Annotated in this window: 16 protein-coding genes; 9 read left to right on the forward strand and 7 right to left on the reverse strand. The window is 55.2% G+C overall.

Going from position 1 to position 16,147, the window contains the following annotated elements:
* Positions 1 to 9 precede the first annotated feature (9 nt).
* The 9 genes from urtB to RAL88_RS09070 all read left to right on the forward strand — a co-directional run bounded on the left by urtB (position 10) and on the right by RAL88_RS09070 (position 8,588).
* Positions 10 to 879, forward strand: a complete 870-nt coding sequence (gene urtB, locus RAL88_RS09030; protein ID WP_306268888.1) for an urea ABC transporter permease subunit UrtB — start codon at positions 10 to 12, stop codon at positions 877 to 879.
* Positions 880 to 888: 9 nt separating this feature from the next.
* Complete coding sequence (gene urtC, locus RAL88_RS09035) at positions 889 to 1,995, forward strand: urea ABC transporter permease subunit UrtC (protein ID WP_306268889.1); 1,107 nt, start codon at positions 889 to 891, stop codon at positions 1,993 to 1,995.
* Positions 1,996 to 2,724, forward strand: coding sequence for an urea ABC transporter ATP-binding protein UrtD (gene urtD, locus RAL88_RS09040; RefSeq protein ID WP_306268892.1), 729 nt, complete (start codon positions 1,996 to 1,998; stop codon positions 2,722 to 2,724).
* A gap of 9 nt (positions 2,725 to 2,733) precedes the next feature.
* A complete protein-coding gene (urtE, locus tag RAL88_RS09045; RefSeq protein WP_306269625.1) occupies positions 2,734 to 3,429 on the forward strand; it encodes an urea ABC transporter ATP-binding subunit UrtE in 696 nt (231 codons plus the stop codon).
* A gap of 55 nt (positions 3,430 to 3,484) precedes the next feature.
* A complete protein-coding gene (locus tag RAL88_RS09050) occupies positions 3,485 to 4,528 on the forward strand; it encodes an aliphatic amidase (RefSeq protein WP_306268894.1) in 1,044 nt (347 codons plus the stop codon).
* Positions 4,529 to 4,622: 94 nt separating this feature from the next.
* Positions 4,623 to 5,750: an AAA family ATPase gene (locus tag RAL88_RS09055; protein ID WP_306268896.1), complete on the forward strand. Its 1,128-nt coding sequence runs from the start codon at positions 4,623 to 4,625 to the stop codon at positions 5,748 to 5,750.
* Positions 5,743 to 6,897, forward strand: a complete 1,155-nt coding sequence (locus RAL88_RS09060) for a transporter substrate-binding domain-containing protein (protein ID WP_306268898.1) — start codon at positions 5,743 to 5,745, stop codon at positions 6,895 to 6,897. The genes RAL88_RS09055 and RAL88_RS09060 overlap by 8 nt, the downstream gene beginning before the upstream one ends.
* A gap of 8 nt (positions 6,898 to 6,905) precedes the next feature.
* Positions 6,906 to 7,508: an ANTAR domain-containing response regulator gene (locus RAL88_RS09065; protein WP_306268900.1), complete on the forward strand. Its 603-nt coding sequence runs from the start codon at positions 6,906 to 6,908 to the stop codon at positions 7,506 to 7,508.
* Between the two features lie 159 nt (positions 7,509 to 7,667).
* Entirely contained in the window at positions 7,668 to 8,588 is a 921-nt protein-coding gene (locus tag RAL88_RS09070; RefSeq protein WP_306268902.1) for a LysR family transcriptional regulator, read from the forward strand.
* A 13-nt stretch (positions 8,589 to 8,601) separates the two neighbouring features.
* On the opposite strand, the gene RAL88_RS09075 is transcribed toward RAL88_RS09070, so the two are convergent.
* The 7 genes from RAL88_RS09075 to RAL88_RS09105 form a co-directional block, all read right to left on the reverse strand.
* A complete protein-coding gene (locus RAL88_RS09075) occupies positions 8,602 to 10,032 on the reverse strand; it encodes an aminobutyraldehyde dehydrogenase (RefSeq protein WP_306268904.1) in 1,431 nt (476 codons plus the stop codon).
* A 35-nt stretch (positions 10,033 to 10,067) separates the two neighbouring features.
* The gene (locus tag RAL88_RS09080) at positions 10,068 to 11,123 is read right to left on the reverse strand and encodes an ABC transporter ATP-binding protein (protein WP_306268906.1); all 1,056 of its coding nucleotides are present in this window, start codon (positions 11,121 to 11,123) and stop codon (positions 10,068 to 10,070) included.
* 3 nt (positions 11,124 to 11,126) lie between these two features.
* Positions 11,127 to 11,930 (reverse strand): ABC transporter permease, encoded by an 804-nt coding sequence (locus tag RAL88_RS09085; RefSeq protein WP_306268908.1) that lies wholly within the window; start codon positions 11,928 to 11,930, stop codon positions 11,127 to 11,129.
* Positions 11,923 to 12,744 carry an ABC transporter permease gene (locus RAL88_RS09090; protein ID WP_306268910.1) on the reverse strand — a complete coding sequence of 274 codons (822 nt, stop codon included), beginning with the start codon at positions 12,742 to 12,744 and terminating at the stop codon, positions 11,923 to 11,925. The genes RAL88_RS09085 and RAL88_RS09090 overlap by 8 nt, the downstream gene beginning before the upstream one ends.
* A gap of 93 nt (positions 12,745 to 12,837) precedes the next feature.
* Positions 12,838 to 13,881, reverse strand: a complete 1,044-nt coding sequence (locus tag RAL88_RS09095) for an ABC transporter substrate-binding protein (protein WP_306268912.1) — start codon at positions 13,879 to 13,881, stop codon at positions 12,838 to 12,840.
* Positions 13,882 to 13,954: 73 nt separating this feature from the next.
* A complete protein-coding gene (locus tag RAL88_RS09100) occupies positions 13,955 to 14,428 on the reverse strand; it encodes a DUF3830 family protein (protein ID WP_306268915.1) in 474 nt (157 codons plus the stop codon).
* A gap of 219 nt (positions 14,429 to 14,647) precedes the next feature.
* Positions 14,648 to 16,141, reverse strand: coding sequence for a ribulokinase (locus RAL88_RS09105; protein WP_306268917.1), 1,494 nt, complete (start codon positions 16,139 to 16,141; stop codon positions 14,648 to 14,650).
* Positions 16,142 to 16,147 lie beyond the last annotated feature (6 nt).

The raw sequence follows: 16,147 nt of genomic DNA on the forward strand, positions 1-16,147 counted from the left end.
GGAGAGAGTATGGATGTCGTTTTCAATCAGTTGTTTTCGGGCCTCAGCATGGCCTCGATCCTACTGATCATAGCACTTGGACTTGCAATAATTTACGGCTCGATGGGGGTGATCAATCTGGCGCACGGTGAATTCGTAATGCTGGGCGCGTACACGACTTGGGCTCTGCAAAACTATTTGGGCTTCGGAATTATTGTTTCTTTGCCGTTGGTCTTCTTGGCGGTGGCAGCCATTGGCTGGATCATCGAGCGGGCCATCGTGCAGCGGCTCTATAAACGACCACTGGACACGATCCTGGCAACTTGGGGGATCGGCATCATGTTACAGCAGGCGGTTCGGATTATAATTGGCCCGGAATCCCTGTTCGTCAAAGGTCCGGATTTTCTGCGCGGAAACATCGAGATCGGCAATGTTGTGATGTCGAATTATCGGATCTTCATCATCCTGTTCTCCGTTGCCGTCTTGCTAGTAACATGGGCATTACTCACGCGAACCGAATTCGGCACGAAGCTGCGCGCGATCATTCAGAACCGTAAAATCTCAGAGTGCTACGGAATTGAGTCAGGGCGCATATTCTCACTGACTTTTGCTTATGGGGCGGGGTTGGCCGGAATTGCAGGAGCGCTCATCACTCCCCTTTTCAGCACAATTCCAACCATGGGTACAAGCCTTGTCGTCGATGCATTCCTGGTGGTGATTATCGGTGGTCTGGGCAGTTTGATCGGAGCCGCCACAGCGGCTGTCATGATTGGTGAAGCGACCGCATTGTTCTCGCTAGTGATGAACGACACGCTTGGTCGCATTGCCGTTCTCGCCTGCGTCATCCTTCTTATCCGTCTGCGTCCGCGCGGCCTGTTCCCAGAAAATACCCGTGGTTGAGGGCGCGCCATGAGCAAGAAATTCAAATATGACTTCATGGCACTGGTGATTTTTGCCGCAGTGGTTGTTCTGGGTTTTCCCATATTGCTCAGCTTCGATGGCTACGAGCTCAACACATATTCACGCTATCTGAGCCTTGGCATCGTCTCCATGGCGCTTGCGCTGTCCTGGGGAACGGCCGGGCTTTTGAACCTTGGACAGGCGGCCACCTTTGGCATTGGCTCCTATATCATGGCGATGCATCTGAAATTGAAGGCAAGCGATGGCCTGCCTGATTTCATGGGCTGGAACAATGTTGAAAGCCTGCCTTGGTTCTGGGTCCCGTTTCACTCTCTGCCGTTTACCCTTATTGCAGGCCTTCTGGTCCCCGCACTTGTCGGTGCGCTCATTGCCGTCTTCATGTTCCGCGCCAGGATTTCCGGAGTGTTTGTTGCGGTGATCACGCTAGCCTTTCTGGTCGCGCTTCAGCTGTTGGTTATCGAGCAACAGGGATTCACCGGCGGTCAGAATGGTTTGACAGGTCTTGCACCTCTCACTTTGCTGGGCTGGACAGTCGATACCTACAGTCTGCAATTCTACTATCTGATTGCCGGATGCCTGATCGCCGCGTTGCTGGTCGGTCTTTACCTGGTTCACAGCAAATTCGGATTAATCCTGCGCGCCATCCGCGAAGATTCCACCCGCACGCGGTTTTTTGGCTACAACGTGGCGTCATACGAGACGTTGATCTTTTGTATTTCTGCCGCCCTCGCCGGATGGTCAGGCATGCTCTATACGCTCGTCCTCGAATTCGCTTCCCCAACTTATATGAGTGTGTCTTTCAGCCTTGCCATCGTTATCTGGTGCGCAGTTGGCGGCCGCAATTCAGTCATCGCCGCGGCTGTTGGAGCTATCCTGGTCAATATCCTCGAAGGGCGCTTGTCGGACGTCTTCGTCGAAGTTTGGCACATGATGCTTGGCGCGACTTTCGTATTTGTCGTTCTGTTCATGCCGACCGGGTTGCACGGGCTCATCGTTTCCGGATGGCAATGGATTGCTCGCCAAGGAAAGAAAGAGAGCTCCGCACAGCCGCTCATCGTTCCCACCAAAGTCGGTGAAACAGAAGGAGGGCGTTGAATGGCACTATTGGAAATCACCGATCTGCGCGTCGAGTTTGGAGGTCTGAGGGCCGTAGACGGCTTGGATCTTTCGGTCAGTAAGGGCGAAATCCTGTGTCTGCTTGGCCCCAATGGAGCGGGAAAGTCGACGACGCTGGATTTAATCTGCGGCAAGACCCAGCCGACGGGAGGCTCGATCTGCTTTGATGGTCAAGAGATCTCGAGCATGCTCGAATTCCAACGTGCGCGGCGCGGCATCGGTCGCAAGTTTCAAGTTCCCACGGTTTTCAAGGAGCTGACGGTCGACGAAAATCTCCAGGTTGCGCGATCAAAGCGGCACCGGCTTTCCCAAACCCTTCTGAGCTTCGGCCGCAAAAAAAGTGCGGAAATTGAACGTATTCTGGAACTGGTCGAACTGGCCGCCAAGCGGGACGAGATGGCCGGCAATCTGTCTCACGGTGAAACACAATGGTTGGAAATCGCCATGCTCATCGCGCAGGACAGCAAGCTGATCCTGATGGATGAACCCACGGCTGGCATGACTATCCAGGAGACAGACAAAACCGCCGCGATCTTTGCAACATTGCGCGCGGCGCATGCCTTGATCGTTGTCGAGCATGACATGTCGTTTGTTCGCCAGGTGGCAGATCGGATCACTGTCATGGCGCAAGGCAAGAAACTTGCCGAAGGATCGATTGCAGAAATTGAGAACAACGAGGCTGTCAAATCCGCCTATTTGGGACACTGATCCATGAGCATCCTTCAAGCTGAAAACCTCTATTCCTATTACGGCAAAAGTCCTGTGATCCGGGATTTGTCGTTCAAGATAGAAGAAGGCGAGTTCGTCTCCATTCTGGGCCGCAATGGTGTCGGCAAAACCACTTTGCTCAAGACGATCATGGGTCTCACTGACAGATCTACTGGCAGATTGTCATTCAACGGAAATGAACTTCAGGGAAGCAAGCCCTTCGAAAGGGCCCGGCTTGGCATTGGCTATATTCCCCAAGGTCGCGAAATTATTCCGCGCTTTTCAGTGCGTGAAAACATTATAATGGGCACATATGCGCGAGCGGATGGCAAACGGGACATCCCCGACTACCTGTTCGACCTTTTTCCCATTCTACGCGAATTTCTCAACCGCCGGGGCGGCGATCTTTCCGGTGGTCAGCAGCAGCAGCTCGCTATTGCGCGCGCGCTTGCAATGGACCCTAAAATCCTGATCCTCGACGAGCCTACCGAAGGTATTCAGCCTAACATGGTCAAGCAGATCCAGGAGGCCATCGTTCATCTCAATCGAGATCGCCGGATCAGCATCATTTTAGTCGAACAGAGCATCCCCTTCGCGCGTCAGGCTTCTGACAGCTTTTTCGTCATGGACAAGGGCAGAATAGCCATGTCCGGGGGGAAGAACGATCTCACTGACGAGATCGTTGAACGGCATCTGACATTTTGAGGAATCCTGTTGTTTACAAAGCAAACCAACCCAGCACCTAGAGAGGAACTACTTCATGAGACACGGTGATATTTCCAGCAGCGACACAACAGTTGGAGTGGCTGTCGTAAACTACAAAATGCCACGATTGCACACCAGGGCTGAGGTCTTGGAGAACGCCGAGAAAATTGGCGAGATGGTCGTTGGAATGAAGCAAGGCCTGCCAGGAATGGACCTTGTCGTCTTCCCGGAATACAGCACCCAGGGCATCATGTATGATCCCGATGAGATGATGGAAACGGCCGCCGTCATCCCGGGTGATGAAACCGAAATCTTCGCGCGTGCGTGTCGCAAGGCAAACACGTGGGGCATCTTCTCGCTTACCGGCGAGCGTCACGAGGAACATCCGCGCAAAAATCCCTACAACACCCTTATCCTGATGAACAACAAGGGTGAGATCGTGCAGAAGTATCGCAAGATTCTGCCTTGGTGTCCCATCGAGGGATGGTGTCCGGGTGGCGAGACCTTCGTTACGGAAGGGCCGAAGGGGATGAAAATCAGCATGATCATCTGTGATGATGGGAACTACCCTGAAATCTGGCGTGATTGCGCGATGAAGGGGGCAGAGCTCATTGTTCGTTGCCAGGGCTACATGTATCCCGCGAAGGATCAGCAGGTCCTCATGGCCAAAGCCATGGCCTGGGCGAATAACTCATATGTAGCTGTGGCCAACGCGACCGGATTTGACGGTGTGTACAGCTATTTTGGCCACTCCGCGATTATCGGCTTCGATGGTCGCACACTTGGCGAGTGCGGCGAAGAAGAGATGGGTATCCAGTATGGCCAGCTTTCGATTCCCGAAATCCGGGATGCGCGCGCCAACGACCAGTCTCAGAACCACCTCTTCAAACTGCTGCACCGTGGCTATACCGGAGTTCTGGCGTCTGGAGATGGAGACCAGGGCGTGGCTGATTGCCCGTTCGAGTTCTACCGCAACTGGGTCAACGATGCGGAGAAAACACGCGAAGACGTTCAAAAGTTGACGCGTTCAACAATTGGCGTCGCGCAGTGTCCGGTCGGCAATCTACCCACAGGCGCAAAAGAAAAAGAAGCGAGCTGACTTTCATGGCGGTGCGGCGTCTCGGGGTTCTCCACACCCTGGCCGCACCGCCACTGTTTTTGGTCTGTGGTTTCACAGATGATCAGGTACAAATATGCCATTTCTGACGGACAAGATGCAGAGTACGCAGCGCGAGGATCGTTTAAAGCGCGCTTTGGCGGATGAAAACCGCATCTCGAGTTTGAGTGCTGTATCGGGACATTCTGACGGTCTGGCAAACTCACGTTTCAATTTTGATCTGGTCAGGATCGAGCTTGAGCTGCGCGATCATATCATCGGGCAAGATCACGCCATCGATAACCTCATGCAGTATCTCAGAACAATCTGCGCGGATATCGGAGATCCACGCAAGCCCTTGGTTTCCATGCTTTTCACCGGTCCGACAGGTGTGGGGAAAACTGAAACCGTTCGGCTGCTCGCGCGTGCCATGTACGGAGATGCTGATGCAGTTTGCCGGATCGACATGAACACGCTTGCGCAGGAACATTATGCAGCCGCCCTGACTGGCGCGCCACCTGGATATGTTGGCTCCAAAGAGGGAACTACCATCCTCGATCAGACCAAGATCGAGGGCAGCCGCAACCTTCCAGGGATCGTGTTGTTTGACGAGTTGGAAAAGGCCAGCGACGAAGTTGTCATGGCGCTGCTGAACGTGTTTGACAATGGTATCCTGACCGTCGCGTCGGGCGAACGAACGATTTCGTTTCGCAATGCAATCATCTTTATGACTAGCAACCTTGGTACTCAGCAACTTGACACATTGTGGTCGCGCATCAGCGCGCGATTGAAGACACGGCAGGGCACAAATGAAAATGCAGCGATGGATGCCATGATGAGCAGCCTTCTTGCACGATTTCCACCGGAGTTCGTCAATCGGATAGATCACATCGAAATTTTCAACAAAATTGACGTGACGCGCCTACCAGAAATAGTCGCGGTGGAAATAGAGCATCTGAACGCACGACTTCGCAAACACAACTATCATCTGGAGCTTGAACCTGAAGTTGTCAGCTACATCGCGCGTCAAGGATATGATGAGCGCTTCGGCGCGCGCGACATTCGACGGAAAATACGCAAGCACTTGGAATTTCCACTTTCGAACTTCTTGCTGGCGATCAGTAGTGATAGTGAAAGCTCGCCTGAAGCTCAGCGCATTGTTGCCAGACTGTGCGGTCAGACAATAAATTTCGAGAAAATAAAAAAAGGTGCCGTCAGTGAATAAAAAAGACACTTGGAGAGTTGGAATTCTGTTCTCGACGTCGGGCGTTACATCGATCATCGAGCAGTCTCAACTGAATGGTGCCTTGCTCGCGATCGATGAAATCAATGCAAAAGGCGGGGTTCACGGCAAAGCGATTGAACCTGTCTCCTACGACCCCGGTTCAGTGGTCAAGAAGTACGGGGAACTCGCTGAAAAGCTGATCGTGGAAGACAAAATTCTCGTGATCTTTGGATGCTACATGTCCTCAAGCCGCAAGGAGGTTCTCCCGATCGTTGAACGCAGGAACGCCTTGTTTTTCTATCCCACGCTTTACGAAGGCTTCGAGTATTCGCCGAATGTCATGTATGGCGGCGCAACGCCAAATCAGAATAGTGTGCCTCTGGCGAACTACCTGATGGAGACGTACGGAAAGCGCATATATTTCGTCGGCTCTGACTACATCTATCCAAGGGAATCCAATCGCGTCATGCGCAACGTTCTTCGTCAGGGAGGTGGAGAAGTGGTTGGTGAGGAATATGTGCCGCTGAATGCCGGAATTGCGAGATTCAAGAGCATCATTGCGAACATTGAGCGTACGAAGCCTGACGCTATTTTCTCGACAGTCGTCGGCCAAAGCTGCATAAACTTTTATTCGGCCTATCATAAAACTTTAGGCAACGGCATCGAACGACCTATCTCGAGCCTGACTACGAATGAAGCTGAGATTGCCGAAATCGGTGTGGAAGCGGCAGAGGGACATATTACAGCAGCACCTTACTTCCGTTCGATCCGCTCAGAATCCAACAAAAGATTCCTGGAGAGCTACAAAGCGAAATTCGGGACAATCGTGGACGTAACCTCCTGTTGCGAAGCGGCCTACTGCCAGGTTCATATGTTCGCACGAGCATTGGCCGAATGTGGCGAGTCCGATACAGATGCCTTGCGCGAGGCTCTGCTGGGGATGACCTTTCAAGCGCCACAAGGCGAAATCAAGATCGATCCCGACAACAACCACACTTACCTGCAATCCCGGATTGGGGTTGTGGACAGCCAGGGCGAGTTCAAGATCAAGACGAAGGTCAGGCATATGATCAAGCCTGATCCCTATTTGGTTAATCCAGAGATAAACGATTGGAGCTTGCGTGCTCAGAAGATTGGTGGGGATTAAACCACCAGATGGGCAGCTTTATAAACAGCCTGCGCGATCTGAATGTCGGCGTCATGCACCCCAGAGACAAACCGGCTGAAGAACTGCTACGACAGATTCATCGTATTGGTTGTCCATTTGAGGCTATTTGGCCCATCCCCTCCTCGCTACCCAAAGGCATTGATGTGCTCTTTGTCGATGTGGACGCGACGAGCCCCTCCGAGATCAAGCCACTTTTTTTAAGGTCCAAGGACAATCTTCCGGCGATCATTGCGATCATTGAGTACGAGAACCCCTCCGTTCTTCAGGGCCTGTTCGAAATTGGGGCTCATGCGGTTATCACCAAGCCGGTCAGAGCCGCCGGTGTTATGAGTTCAATACTCATGGCGCGTCGTTATTGGTCGGAGAGCCGGAAATTCGAAAAAGATATCGTCAAACTCAAGTCTAAACTGGAAAACGTTCAAAAAGTGAATGAAGCAAAGTCCATCCTGATGCGTCACCACGGCCTCAACGATAAGGAAGCTTACGCGATCATTCGCAAACAGGCGATGGCCAAACGGGCGACGACATTGGAGATCGCTCAATCGATCATAAACGCCGACGGGATCCTCAGCGAACTCGGAAATGATTGAGAAAAAAGACGACCTGCAATTCTGGGAGGTTTCAGGGGAGCACGTCGGTGTTTTGAGAGGGTTACCTCAAAAAAGCGCGCAAATTCCGGCAATACGTAACCGTCCGGTGTGGCAGCGCTACCACTGTCCAATCCCTCATGCGATCTATACACTTCCCCCATGCGAATTCTCGACATCAAAACCTTCGTCGCTCTGGCGCGCAATCGGCATTTCGGCCGTACCGCGCGCGAACTCAACACCACGCAGCCAGCGGTTTCCAGCCGGCTTGCTGCAATCGAGGCCGAGCTGGAAAGCCGGTTGATCAATCGCGGCGACGGCTCTTTCGCGCTGACCCCGGATGGCGAGCGGGTACTGCACAGTTTTGAAGCTGTTCTCAGCGGCATAGACCGGCTGAAAGGCGACCTTCAGGGCGATATGATACCGGCCTTGGAGCCGCTGAAGATCGGCGCCATCGATTCCATATCATCTACCTGGATGCCGCATTTCATTGAATCGTTGCACCGCAACTTTCCAAGTCTCAAAATTGAACTGACCGTTGACGGCACAAAAAATCTTGTTGCGGGGATGAACAAGGGAGAATTCGATCTAATCTTTTCGCTTTATCCGGTTCTGGGTGACGGGTTTCGCAGTTTCACTTCCTGTGTGCTGCAGATGGTCTGGGCCGGGTCACCGAAACTGATTGAACCGGACAGAACCTACACGGTGGCCGCCCTGGCCGATCTGCCGATTATCAGCTTTCCCAAAAATTCCCCGCCCTACCAGATGATTGCGCCGTATTTTCACGACGAACAGGCGCTGGCGTCAAAGCTGACAAGCTGCAACTCGCTGTATGCCATCATCAATCTGATCATCGACGGGTTTGGTGTAGGTGCCATTCCTACCGTGACCATTCGACGCGAGCTGGATATGGGATTGCTGCAACAGGTCAAGGTGGCCAAACGCTTCCCGCCGATTCCGATCATCGCGTCTTATCAGGCCTCGACACATCAGGATTTCATTCGCAAGGTAGTCGATCTGGCGCGTCTCAGCGCGGCCGATTACTGCGCCGATGTCGAACCGGACATGGCCTGGATCGATTAGAACGCCAGATCGGTCAGGCCACCATGATATGGCGGACCTGTGTGTAGTCGAGCAGCGACTGCATTGACAGATCAGACCCATATCCTGAGTTTTTCATCCCGCCATGAGGCATTTCCGTCGCAAATACGCCATGGGTATTGATCCATGTCACCCCGTATTCAAGATCTTTGGCAATGCGTAGCGCAGCGGCCGTATCGCGTGACCAGACCGACGATGCCAGTCCATATTCAGAGTCGCTGGCCCAGCGAAGCGCCGTCTGCACCTCGTCAAATTCTGTCACCGTGACGACAGGTCCGAACACCTCTTTTTGCACGATTTCGGCTTCAATCGGGGCGCGCACAAGGGTTGGCTCAAAGAAATAGCCCGGGCCGGAGGGCGTATTGCCACCTGCGATGATATCATGTCCGCCATCACGGGCGCGCTCGACAAAGCCAGCCACCCGGTCGCGCTGGGTGGCACTGATCAGCGGGCCGAACTCGACATCGTCGCGCTCCGGCGCGCCATAGATCAAATTGCCGATCATGTCGCTCAGCCTATCCGTCAACTCATCGGCCACGGACTTTGCCGCAAACACGCGGCAGGCCGCGGTGCAGTCCTGTCCGGCATTATAAAAACTGGCTTCGCGCATTGTTGCGACAAGGCTGTCCAGATCAGCATCTTCCAGAACGATCACCGGCGCCTTGCCGCCCAGTTCCAGATGGGTGCGTTTGATGCGCTCGCCGGCGGCGGCCTTCAGCACAGCGCGCCCGGTGCGGATATCGCCGGTCAGAGAAATCATCCGCACTAACGGATGTGAAATCAGCGCTTGCCCGACCTCCGCACCGTTTCCGCAAACGACATTGACGACACCATCCGGCAGCACTTTGTTGAGGATCGGCGCCAGGAGCAGCAGGCTGAGCGGCGTGTTCTCCGATGGTTTGATGACAATCGTATTGCCCGCTGCGATGGCCGGAGCAATTTTCCACGCCGCCATCAGCAACGGATAGTTCCACGGTGCAATCGACGCAACCACACCGATCGGACTGCGCCGCATCATACTGGTCTTGCCATGGGCGCGATAGTCATCAGCGGCAATTGCGGGAACATTGCGCACGGCTGTGGCAAAAAACCGGAACACATCGGCCACATTGGCAAGCTCGGCGGCTTCAACAAAACGATACGGTTTGCCCGCATTCAGCGATTCAATTTTGGCCAGCGCCGCAGCATTGGTCTCAACCGCGTCCGCAATGGCCCACAAGGCGCGGCTGCGTTCTTTCGGCGTCGTGTTGCGCCAGCCCGCAAAGGCCCGGCTCGCGGTCTCCACAGCCGCATCGATCTGCCCGTCACTAGCCGAAGCAACCCGTGCCAGTTCAACGCCGCGTGCCGGATCGAACGCCGCCTCCTCGCGCCCCTCCCCAGCGACATATCCGCCATTTATAAAAAGCCGGTTCTCATATTGGTTCATGGCTAAACTCATTTTGTTGTCGAGTTGAAAGTGCTCTACGTAGCGCTGTCCGGCAGGACACGAATCCGGTGCGGATCAATCGACAGGCCGACCTCATCGCCGCGCTCAAAATCCAGATCGTGACGTGCCAACACGCGAATCTCGTCTCCACCCAGTTTGATGACATAGCGGTTCCGGGCTCCCAGATAGACGCGGGTACGAACATGGCCCTTCAACTCCGCGGGCTCTACCGGCTTCAACACGATGTCTTCCTGGCGCAGCGCCAAAGTGGCGGGGCCGCGCGTGGCCTCTGCGGCATCAAGCGGCAATGTCTGACCGTCGGCCAGACTGGCAACCGGGCCGTTTTCTGTTTCAGCGATCGTCGCCGGAATCAGATTGGCCGCGCCGAGGAAATTTGAGGCATAGCCAGTGGCGGGTCTGGCATATATCTCGCGCGGACTGCCTTCCTGTTCAATCCTGCCCTCATTGATCAGGATAATCCGGTCGGACAGGCTTAAGGCCTCTTCCTGGTCATGGGTCACGAACAGCGTGGTCAGGCCGAGCCCTTTATGGATTTCAATCAGTTCGACCTGCATATCCTCGCGCAGCCTGGCATCCAGATTGGAGAGCGGCTCGTCCAGCAACAATATTTTTGGCCGGGAAACAATTGCCCGCGCCAGGGCCACCCGCTGTTGCTGGCCCCCGGAGAGTTGATTTGGCTTACGCTCTGCCAGAGCGCCAAGTTGCACAATGTCGAGTGTGGAGCGCACTCTTTCCTGCTGTTCCTCAAGATTCCCGATGCGTCGCATGCGCAGCGGAAAGCGCACATTTTCAGCGACGCTCAGATGCGGCAGCAGCGCGTATGATTGGAACATCATGGAAATGTCACGCTGCTCGGGCGGCAGATGTGTTACATCGCGGCCGCCAATATCAACGCTCCCCGAGGTGACGCTTTCCAGTCCCGCAACGATGCGCAGCAGCGTGGTCTTGCCACAGCCCGATGCACCCAGCAGGCTGACAAATTCACCCGAGGCAATATCCAGCGAAATACCGTGCAGCACGTCGACCTGTCCAAAGGCTTTTTTGATGGTGGTGAGGCGAACTTCTGCCATGAGTCAGGTACTCGCAAAACGGTGCAGACCGAGCATTCGGTCGATGATGAAAATCAGAACAATGGTCAGGCCGATCATGATCGAAGAGACGGCGGCGACCGAAGGGTCCGGGCTGAACTCCAGCTGGCCGTAAATCTGCACCGGCAGCGTGGTTGTGCCGGGTTTGCGCAGGAATAAGGCCAGCACAGCCTCGTCGAAAGAAATGTTGAAAGCAAAAAAGGTGCCGGCTGCCAGCCCTGGCAGACATTGCGGCAACACCACCAGCCGCAGCCGCTGAAAGCGATTGGCACCCATGGTCTGCGCTGCTTCTTCCAGATGCGGATCTGATTCTGACAACACCGCCAGCGTAGTGCGGATCACATAGGGCGTGGTGATGACCGTATGACTGATCCACAGCGTTATGATCGAGACCGGGCCAAACAAGGCACTCCACAACATCAGCATGCCAATGGCATAGATGATCGTCGGCAGCACAAGCGGCGACAGAAACACCGTCGAAAGCGCAGATGTGAAGGGCAGGTTGCGCCGATGCAGCGCGATGGCCGCCGCGCCGCCGACCAGACAGGAAGTGACGGTCACCAGCAGCGCTACCTGGAGGCTGATCCAGGCTGCATTGACATAAGCGTCAGACGTCAACACCGCCTCATACCAGCGCGTCGAAAATCCGCTCGGCGGAAAGCTGATGAACTGATTGTCGGACACTGACACGCCGACAATCACAACCAGTGGGGCCAGCAGAAAAATCCCGGTCAGCACCACAAAGACCATGGCCCCGATGCGAATCCGCGTTGAAACACCTCTAACCATGGGACCGGCCCGACAACCTTGCATAGGGGATCAGCAGGACCAGAATACCCAGGAACAATATAACCGCCTGGGCTGCGGCAAATGGCCAGTCCAGTGTTTGTGTGACCGAGCGGTAGATGGAAGCCGCCAGCACCTGAATGCGCGATCCGCCCAGCAGGTTGGGGGTGACGAAAGAACTCGCGGACAGCGTAAAAACCAGCAATGATCCGGCCACAATCCCCGGTGTCGACAATGGCAGCACCACGGTGCGCAGGGTCTGCAGAAAGCTGCAGCCCATGGTGCGCGCCGCCTCTTCCAGCTTTGTATCTATACGGCTGACAACACCCAGAATGGACAATGTCATAAACGGCAGAAGCACCTGCACCATGCCGATCACGATGGCGGTCTCGGTCTGCATCAGGCTGAAATTGCGCCCGGCAAAGCCCAGATCGCGCAGCATCTCGGGGACGAGCCCGCTTCGGCTCAGCAGCACCATCCAGCCAAAGGTCCGCACCACAACGCTGGTCATCAGCGGCAAGATGATGAGGATCACCAGCCACAGCCGCGCACGCGCGCCGACATGGGCCATGATATAGGCCAGCGGGAAGCCGATCAAAGCGCAGATCAGCGTGATGATCGCCGCCAGACGCACGGTGCGCCACAGCACATTCAGATAATAGGGATCGGACAGAAAACGCGTGAAATGCGCCAGTGTCGGCCCGTCTTCGCCAGAGATCGACAACACCAGCATTTGCGCGATTGGCACGAAAAATGCCAGTGCCAGCAACAGCAGGCCCGGCAAAATCAGCAGCGTGTTTTCCGCCCGATCCGTCATTGTCATCCTGTTCTGGTTTCACACAGGGATAAAGGCGCTTTGATCTGCGCCGCCACAGGTCTGTCCGGCGGCGGCGCAGATCAGGCGGTTGTTCTAGCGTGCAATGGTCCGGTTCCAGGCATCAACCCATGCCGACCGGTTGGCCTCGATCTTTACCGGATCAAACCGGATCAGGCCACTCACCCCTGCTTCGCCATAAGCCACATCGGCGGCGGCCTCGTCAGACAGTTCCGCTTTGGCATTGGTCGGCGAATAACGCAGCTTTTCAGCAAAACAGGCCTGCGCCTCCGGAGAAATCGACATATCGACGAACTCCATGGCAAGATCCTGGTTCGGACGGCCAGCCACCACATTGGCGGTGATCAGGCTTGCCGGTGTGCCCTCGCTGCCCTGCACGAAAGCCGTTGGCAGACCGGCCTTGCGCAGCGTAAACGCATAATCCGACGCATAGGCAGCAATCCAGGCATCGTTCTGGGCGAACTCCTGCTGGATCTCCGGCGAGGTGGAAACGATGATCGCGCCATTATCCAAAAGGGTTTTGACGGCATCCAGACCCGGCTGAATATTGTCCAGATCCCCGCCATTCACCTGATTCAGCATCAAAAAGCCCAGCATCCCGTAGCCGTTGGAAATATCTGTTAGCACGATGTGGTCGGAATAGGCCTCATTCATCAGGTCTATCCACTTGGTCGGCTTGGGATCGGCGCTCTGTGTATTGTAAAGCAAACCGATCGCGGCAATCGAATAGGCCGGCCCTTCGCCCTTGGCCAGATTGGCTTTGGCAAAATCATAAACATCGGCTGCATTTGTCAGTTTCGACGCATCAATCGGCGATAACAGACCCTCACTTGCAGCGACAATTTCCTGTCCGCCTGAGAAGTGAATAACGTCAAACTGGGGTGCATCCTTCTGCGCCCGCAACTGGGCAAAGGCATCTGCGGAATAGGCGGTGACGATCTGCACATCCGCACCGGTCTTTGCTTCAAACGGGCTAATGATGCATTCCCGGTGCGCCTCCTCATAGGCACCACCAAAAGAGTTGATGACGATGGTTTGAGCCTGCGCAAGCGCCGTGCTGGCCAGCAGCGCGGAAACGCCAATAATACTGACTGTGACTTTCGTTTTGATGTTTTTCATGTCCTGTCCCTTTTCGTTTATTTATTTAAACGGATGGTCCGCTGCCGAATCGCCGGACCGTTTGGTGGATCGATTATTTCCGGCCAATTTCGACTGTTTTGATACCATCCTTGCGGATCAGCCGGCACTGTTCGGCAATCGCGTCGAGGCCTTCGGTCATGGTTCCGAAATAGGTGCATGGTATCCATCCGGTAGGCCCGAAGGTCCGGCCGCCAACACCATAGAACATGCCGACCTCCCAGAATTCTTCAGGGTCGATCTTGAAGAAATTTTTCGGCTGGTAGAACCACAGCATGTCACCAGGTTGCGGCAGCACGGTTTGATTTTCCGGTGGCAATTTTTTGGGGTCGAAATTGCGCGCCTCTTCCGGCAATCCCATCATGATTTCGGGACCCGAGAAAATAGCATGGCTGGCGGGCACCTGGATTGGTTTTTCCAGCGCGCCCCAGATTGCTTTGCATGTCTCCGGTGCCGTTTCCCAATAAAGGGAAATGATACCCGTCACATCGGCTTCAACGAATTTCAGATAGATGTTCTTGTCGGTCATATTCCAAAAATCCTTTGTACAGACTGGCATCGTGTCGTGAACGGAGCCGCCTGTCTAATCGCATTTTGGTATTTGATCGATAAATATTTTTTATCGAAATTCCATGTTTCTGCCTGCAGATTGGTGCGAAATTGTGAGGGATAGCCGCTCCGCTGCTGGTCCTAAGATATCATCATGCGGATTTTGACCAGTGCAATATGCTGGTTGTAAGGTTGCCGGTCAGGCCGACAGCGCGCCCTTCAATGCCGGATAAAGCGCCAGATATTTGCGATAGACCTCTTCATATTGCGCCATCGCCTTGGGATCCGGCTCAATCACGACTCCCGGTTTCACCATTGCCTCGATGCCTTCATCGATAGTGGTGAAATGGCCGGCGCCGTGGGCTGCCAGAATGGCTGATCCCATGGAAGGGGCATCGGGGGAGGCTGGAATACGCACTGGCAGGCCAGCCGTATCGGCATGGATCTGCATCCACAGCCGCGAGGCAGTGGCGCCGCCGCCGACGGTGATTTCAGTGCCTTCATAGCCGCCATCGCGGAATGCATCGAGGATCGCACGGGTGCCGAAGGAAATGCCCTCCATGACGGCGCGGAACACGTGATGCGGTTCATGGGCCAGCGTCAGCCCGGTAATCGCGCCACGCGACTGGGCGTCGGTATAGGGCGTGCGGTTGCCCTGAAAATGATCCTGCACGATCAGTCCTTCCGAGCCAGGCGGCAGCGCCGCCGCCTTTTCATTCATCGCGTCGAAATCCAGCGATCCACCGACAAACCGCTTCAGCCAGTTGATGATCGATCCGGTCGAAGTCTGGCCGCCTTCCACAATAAAACGCTTCGGATAGACGATATCGGCATAAGCGCCCCACACGCCCTTGGCATGAAATGGCGCTTCGGTAACGCCAAACTGCAGATGCGACGAGCCGGTGATCAGGCACAATTGCCCGGGCTTTGCGACGCCAAGACCGATCATGCCGATCAGCGCATCCGCGCCGCCCTGCACCACTTTGGTGGCAGTGGTCAGGCCCAGCGCCTCGGCGGATTTCGGCGTCAGCGTGCCGACCACTTCGCCGGGCGCTGCCACTCGCGAGGGCCATTTTTGCACCAGTTCGGGCATGCCAAGCGCATCGACCAGCGTGCTTGCCCAGCCGCTGCCGCGGTTGTCATAATGCCAGCGCAGGCCGACATTGTTCAGCGATGCGCAACGCTCCCCGGTCAGTTTCAGCGTCAGATAGTCCTGATATTCGCAAATCGTGGTGGCCTCATCGAAGATGCCGGGCTCATTGCGTTTCAGCCACAACGCTTTCGGGATCATCCATTCCGCCGAAACCGGCCCGGTGCCATTGCCATTGAGAACGAGACGCTCATCACCGGTGGCCAGAACCTTAGCCGCTTCCGCATCGGCGCGTACATCCATCCACATCAAGGCAGGACGCAGGGCATCGCCATTATGATCCAGCGCCACAACCGTGCAACAGGTTGTGGCATAGGCCATGGCCTCAACCTGATCGCCACTGACATTGGCGGCAGCCAGACAGGCCCGGGTGGCCTTGACAAGACAGTCCCACCAGTCCTGTGGCCGCTGCTCGGCCCGCGCACCAGTAAGAAACACGGTTTCATAGGCTTCCGCATGGGATGCGACGCATTTGCCTTCCAGAGTGTAAAGGCGGGCGCGAAGGCTTTCCGTGCCGCCGTCAGCGGTAAGAATATAGGCCATGATTCT

The organism is Pararhizobium sp. IMCC3301, assembly GCF_030758315.1.
Classification (GTDB): domain Bacteria; phylum Pseudomonadota; class Alphaproteobacteria; order Rhizobiales.

Bases quoted from the DNA above. Each gene is read 5' to 3' on its own strand.
- RAL88_RS09090 (WP_306268910.1), bottom strand. From the start codon at position 12,744: ATGACGGATCGGGCGGAAAACACGCTGCTGATTTTGCCGGGCCTGCTG.
- urtC (WP_306268889.1), top strand. From the start codon at position 889: ATGAGCAAGAAATTCAAATATGACTTCATGGCACTGGTGATTTTTGCC.
- RAL88_RS09080 (WP_306268906.1), bottom strand. From the start codon at position 11,123: ATGGCAGAAGTTCGCCTCACCACCATCAAAAAAGCCTTTGGACAGGTC.
- RAL88_RS09100 (WP_306268915.1), bottom strand. From the start codon at position 14,428: ATGACCGACAAGAACATCTATCTGAAATTCGTTGAAGCCGATGTGACG.
- RAL88_RS09085 (WP_306268908.1), bottom strand. From the start codon at position 11,930: ATGGTTAGAGGTGTTTCAACGCGGATTCGCATCGGGGCCATGGTCTTT.
- RAL88_RS09055 (WP_306268896.1), top strand. From the start codon at position 4,623: ATGCCATTTCTGACGGACAAGATGCAGAGTACGCAGCGCGAGGATCGT.
- RAL88_RS09070 (WP_306268902.1), top strand. From the start codon at position 7,668: ATGCGAATTCTCGACATCAAAACCTTCGTCGCTCTGGCGCGCAATCGG.
- RAL88_RS09075 (WP_306268904.1), bottom strand. From the start codon at position 10,032: ATGAACCAATATGAGAACCGGCTTTTTATAAATGGCGGATATGTCGCT.
- urtD (WP_306268892.1), top strand. From the start codon at position 1,996: ATGGCACTATTGGAAATCACCGATCTGCGCGTCGAGTTTGGAGGTCTG.
- RAL88_RS09095 (WP_306268912.1), bottom strand. From the start codon at position 13,881: ATGAAAAACATCAAAACGAAAGTCACAGTCAGTATTATTGGCGTTTCC.
- RAL88_RS09105 (WP_306268917.1), bottom strand. From the start codon at position 16,141: ATGGCCTATATTCTTACCGCTGACGGCGGCACGGAAAGCCTTCGCGCC.
- RAL88_RS09050 (WP_306268894.1), top strand. From the start codon at position 3,485: ATGAGACACGGTGATATTTCCAGCAGCGACACAACAGTTGGAGTGGCT.
- RAL88_RS09065 (WP_306268900.1), top strand. From the start codon at position 6,906: ATGGGCAGCTTTATAAACAGCCTGCGCGATCTGAATGTCGGCGTCATG.
- urtB (WP_306268888.1), top strand. From the start codon at position 10: ATGGATGTCGTTTTCAATCAGTTGTTTTCGGGCCTCAGCATGGCCTCG.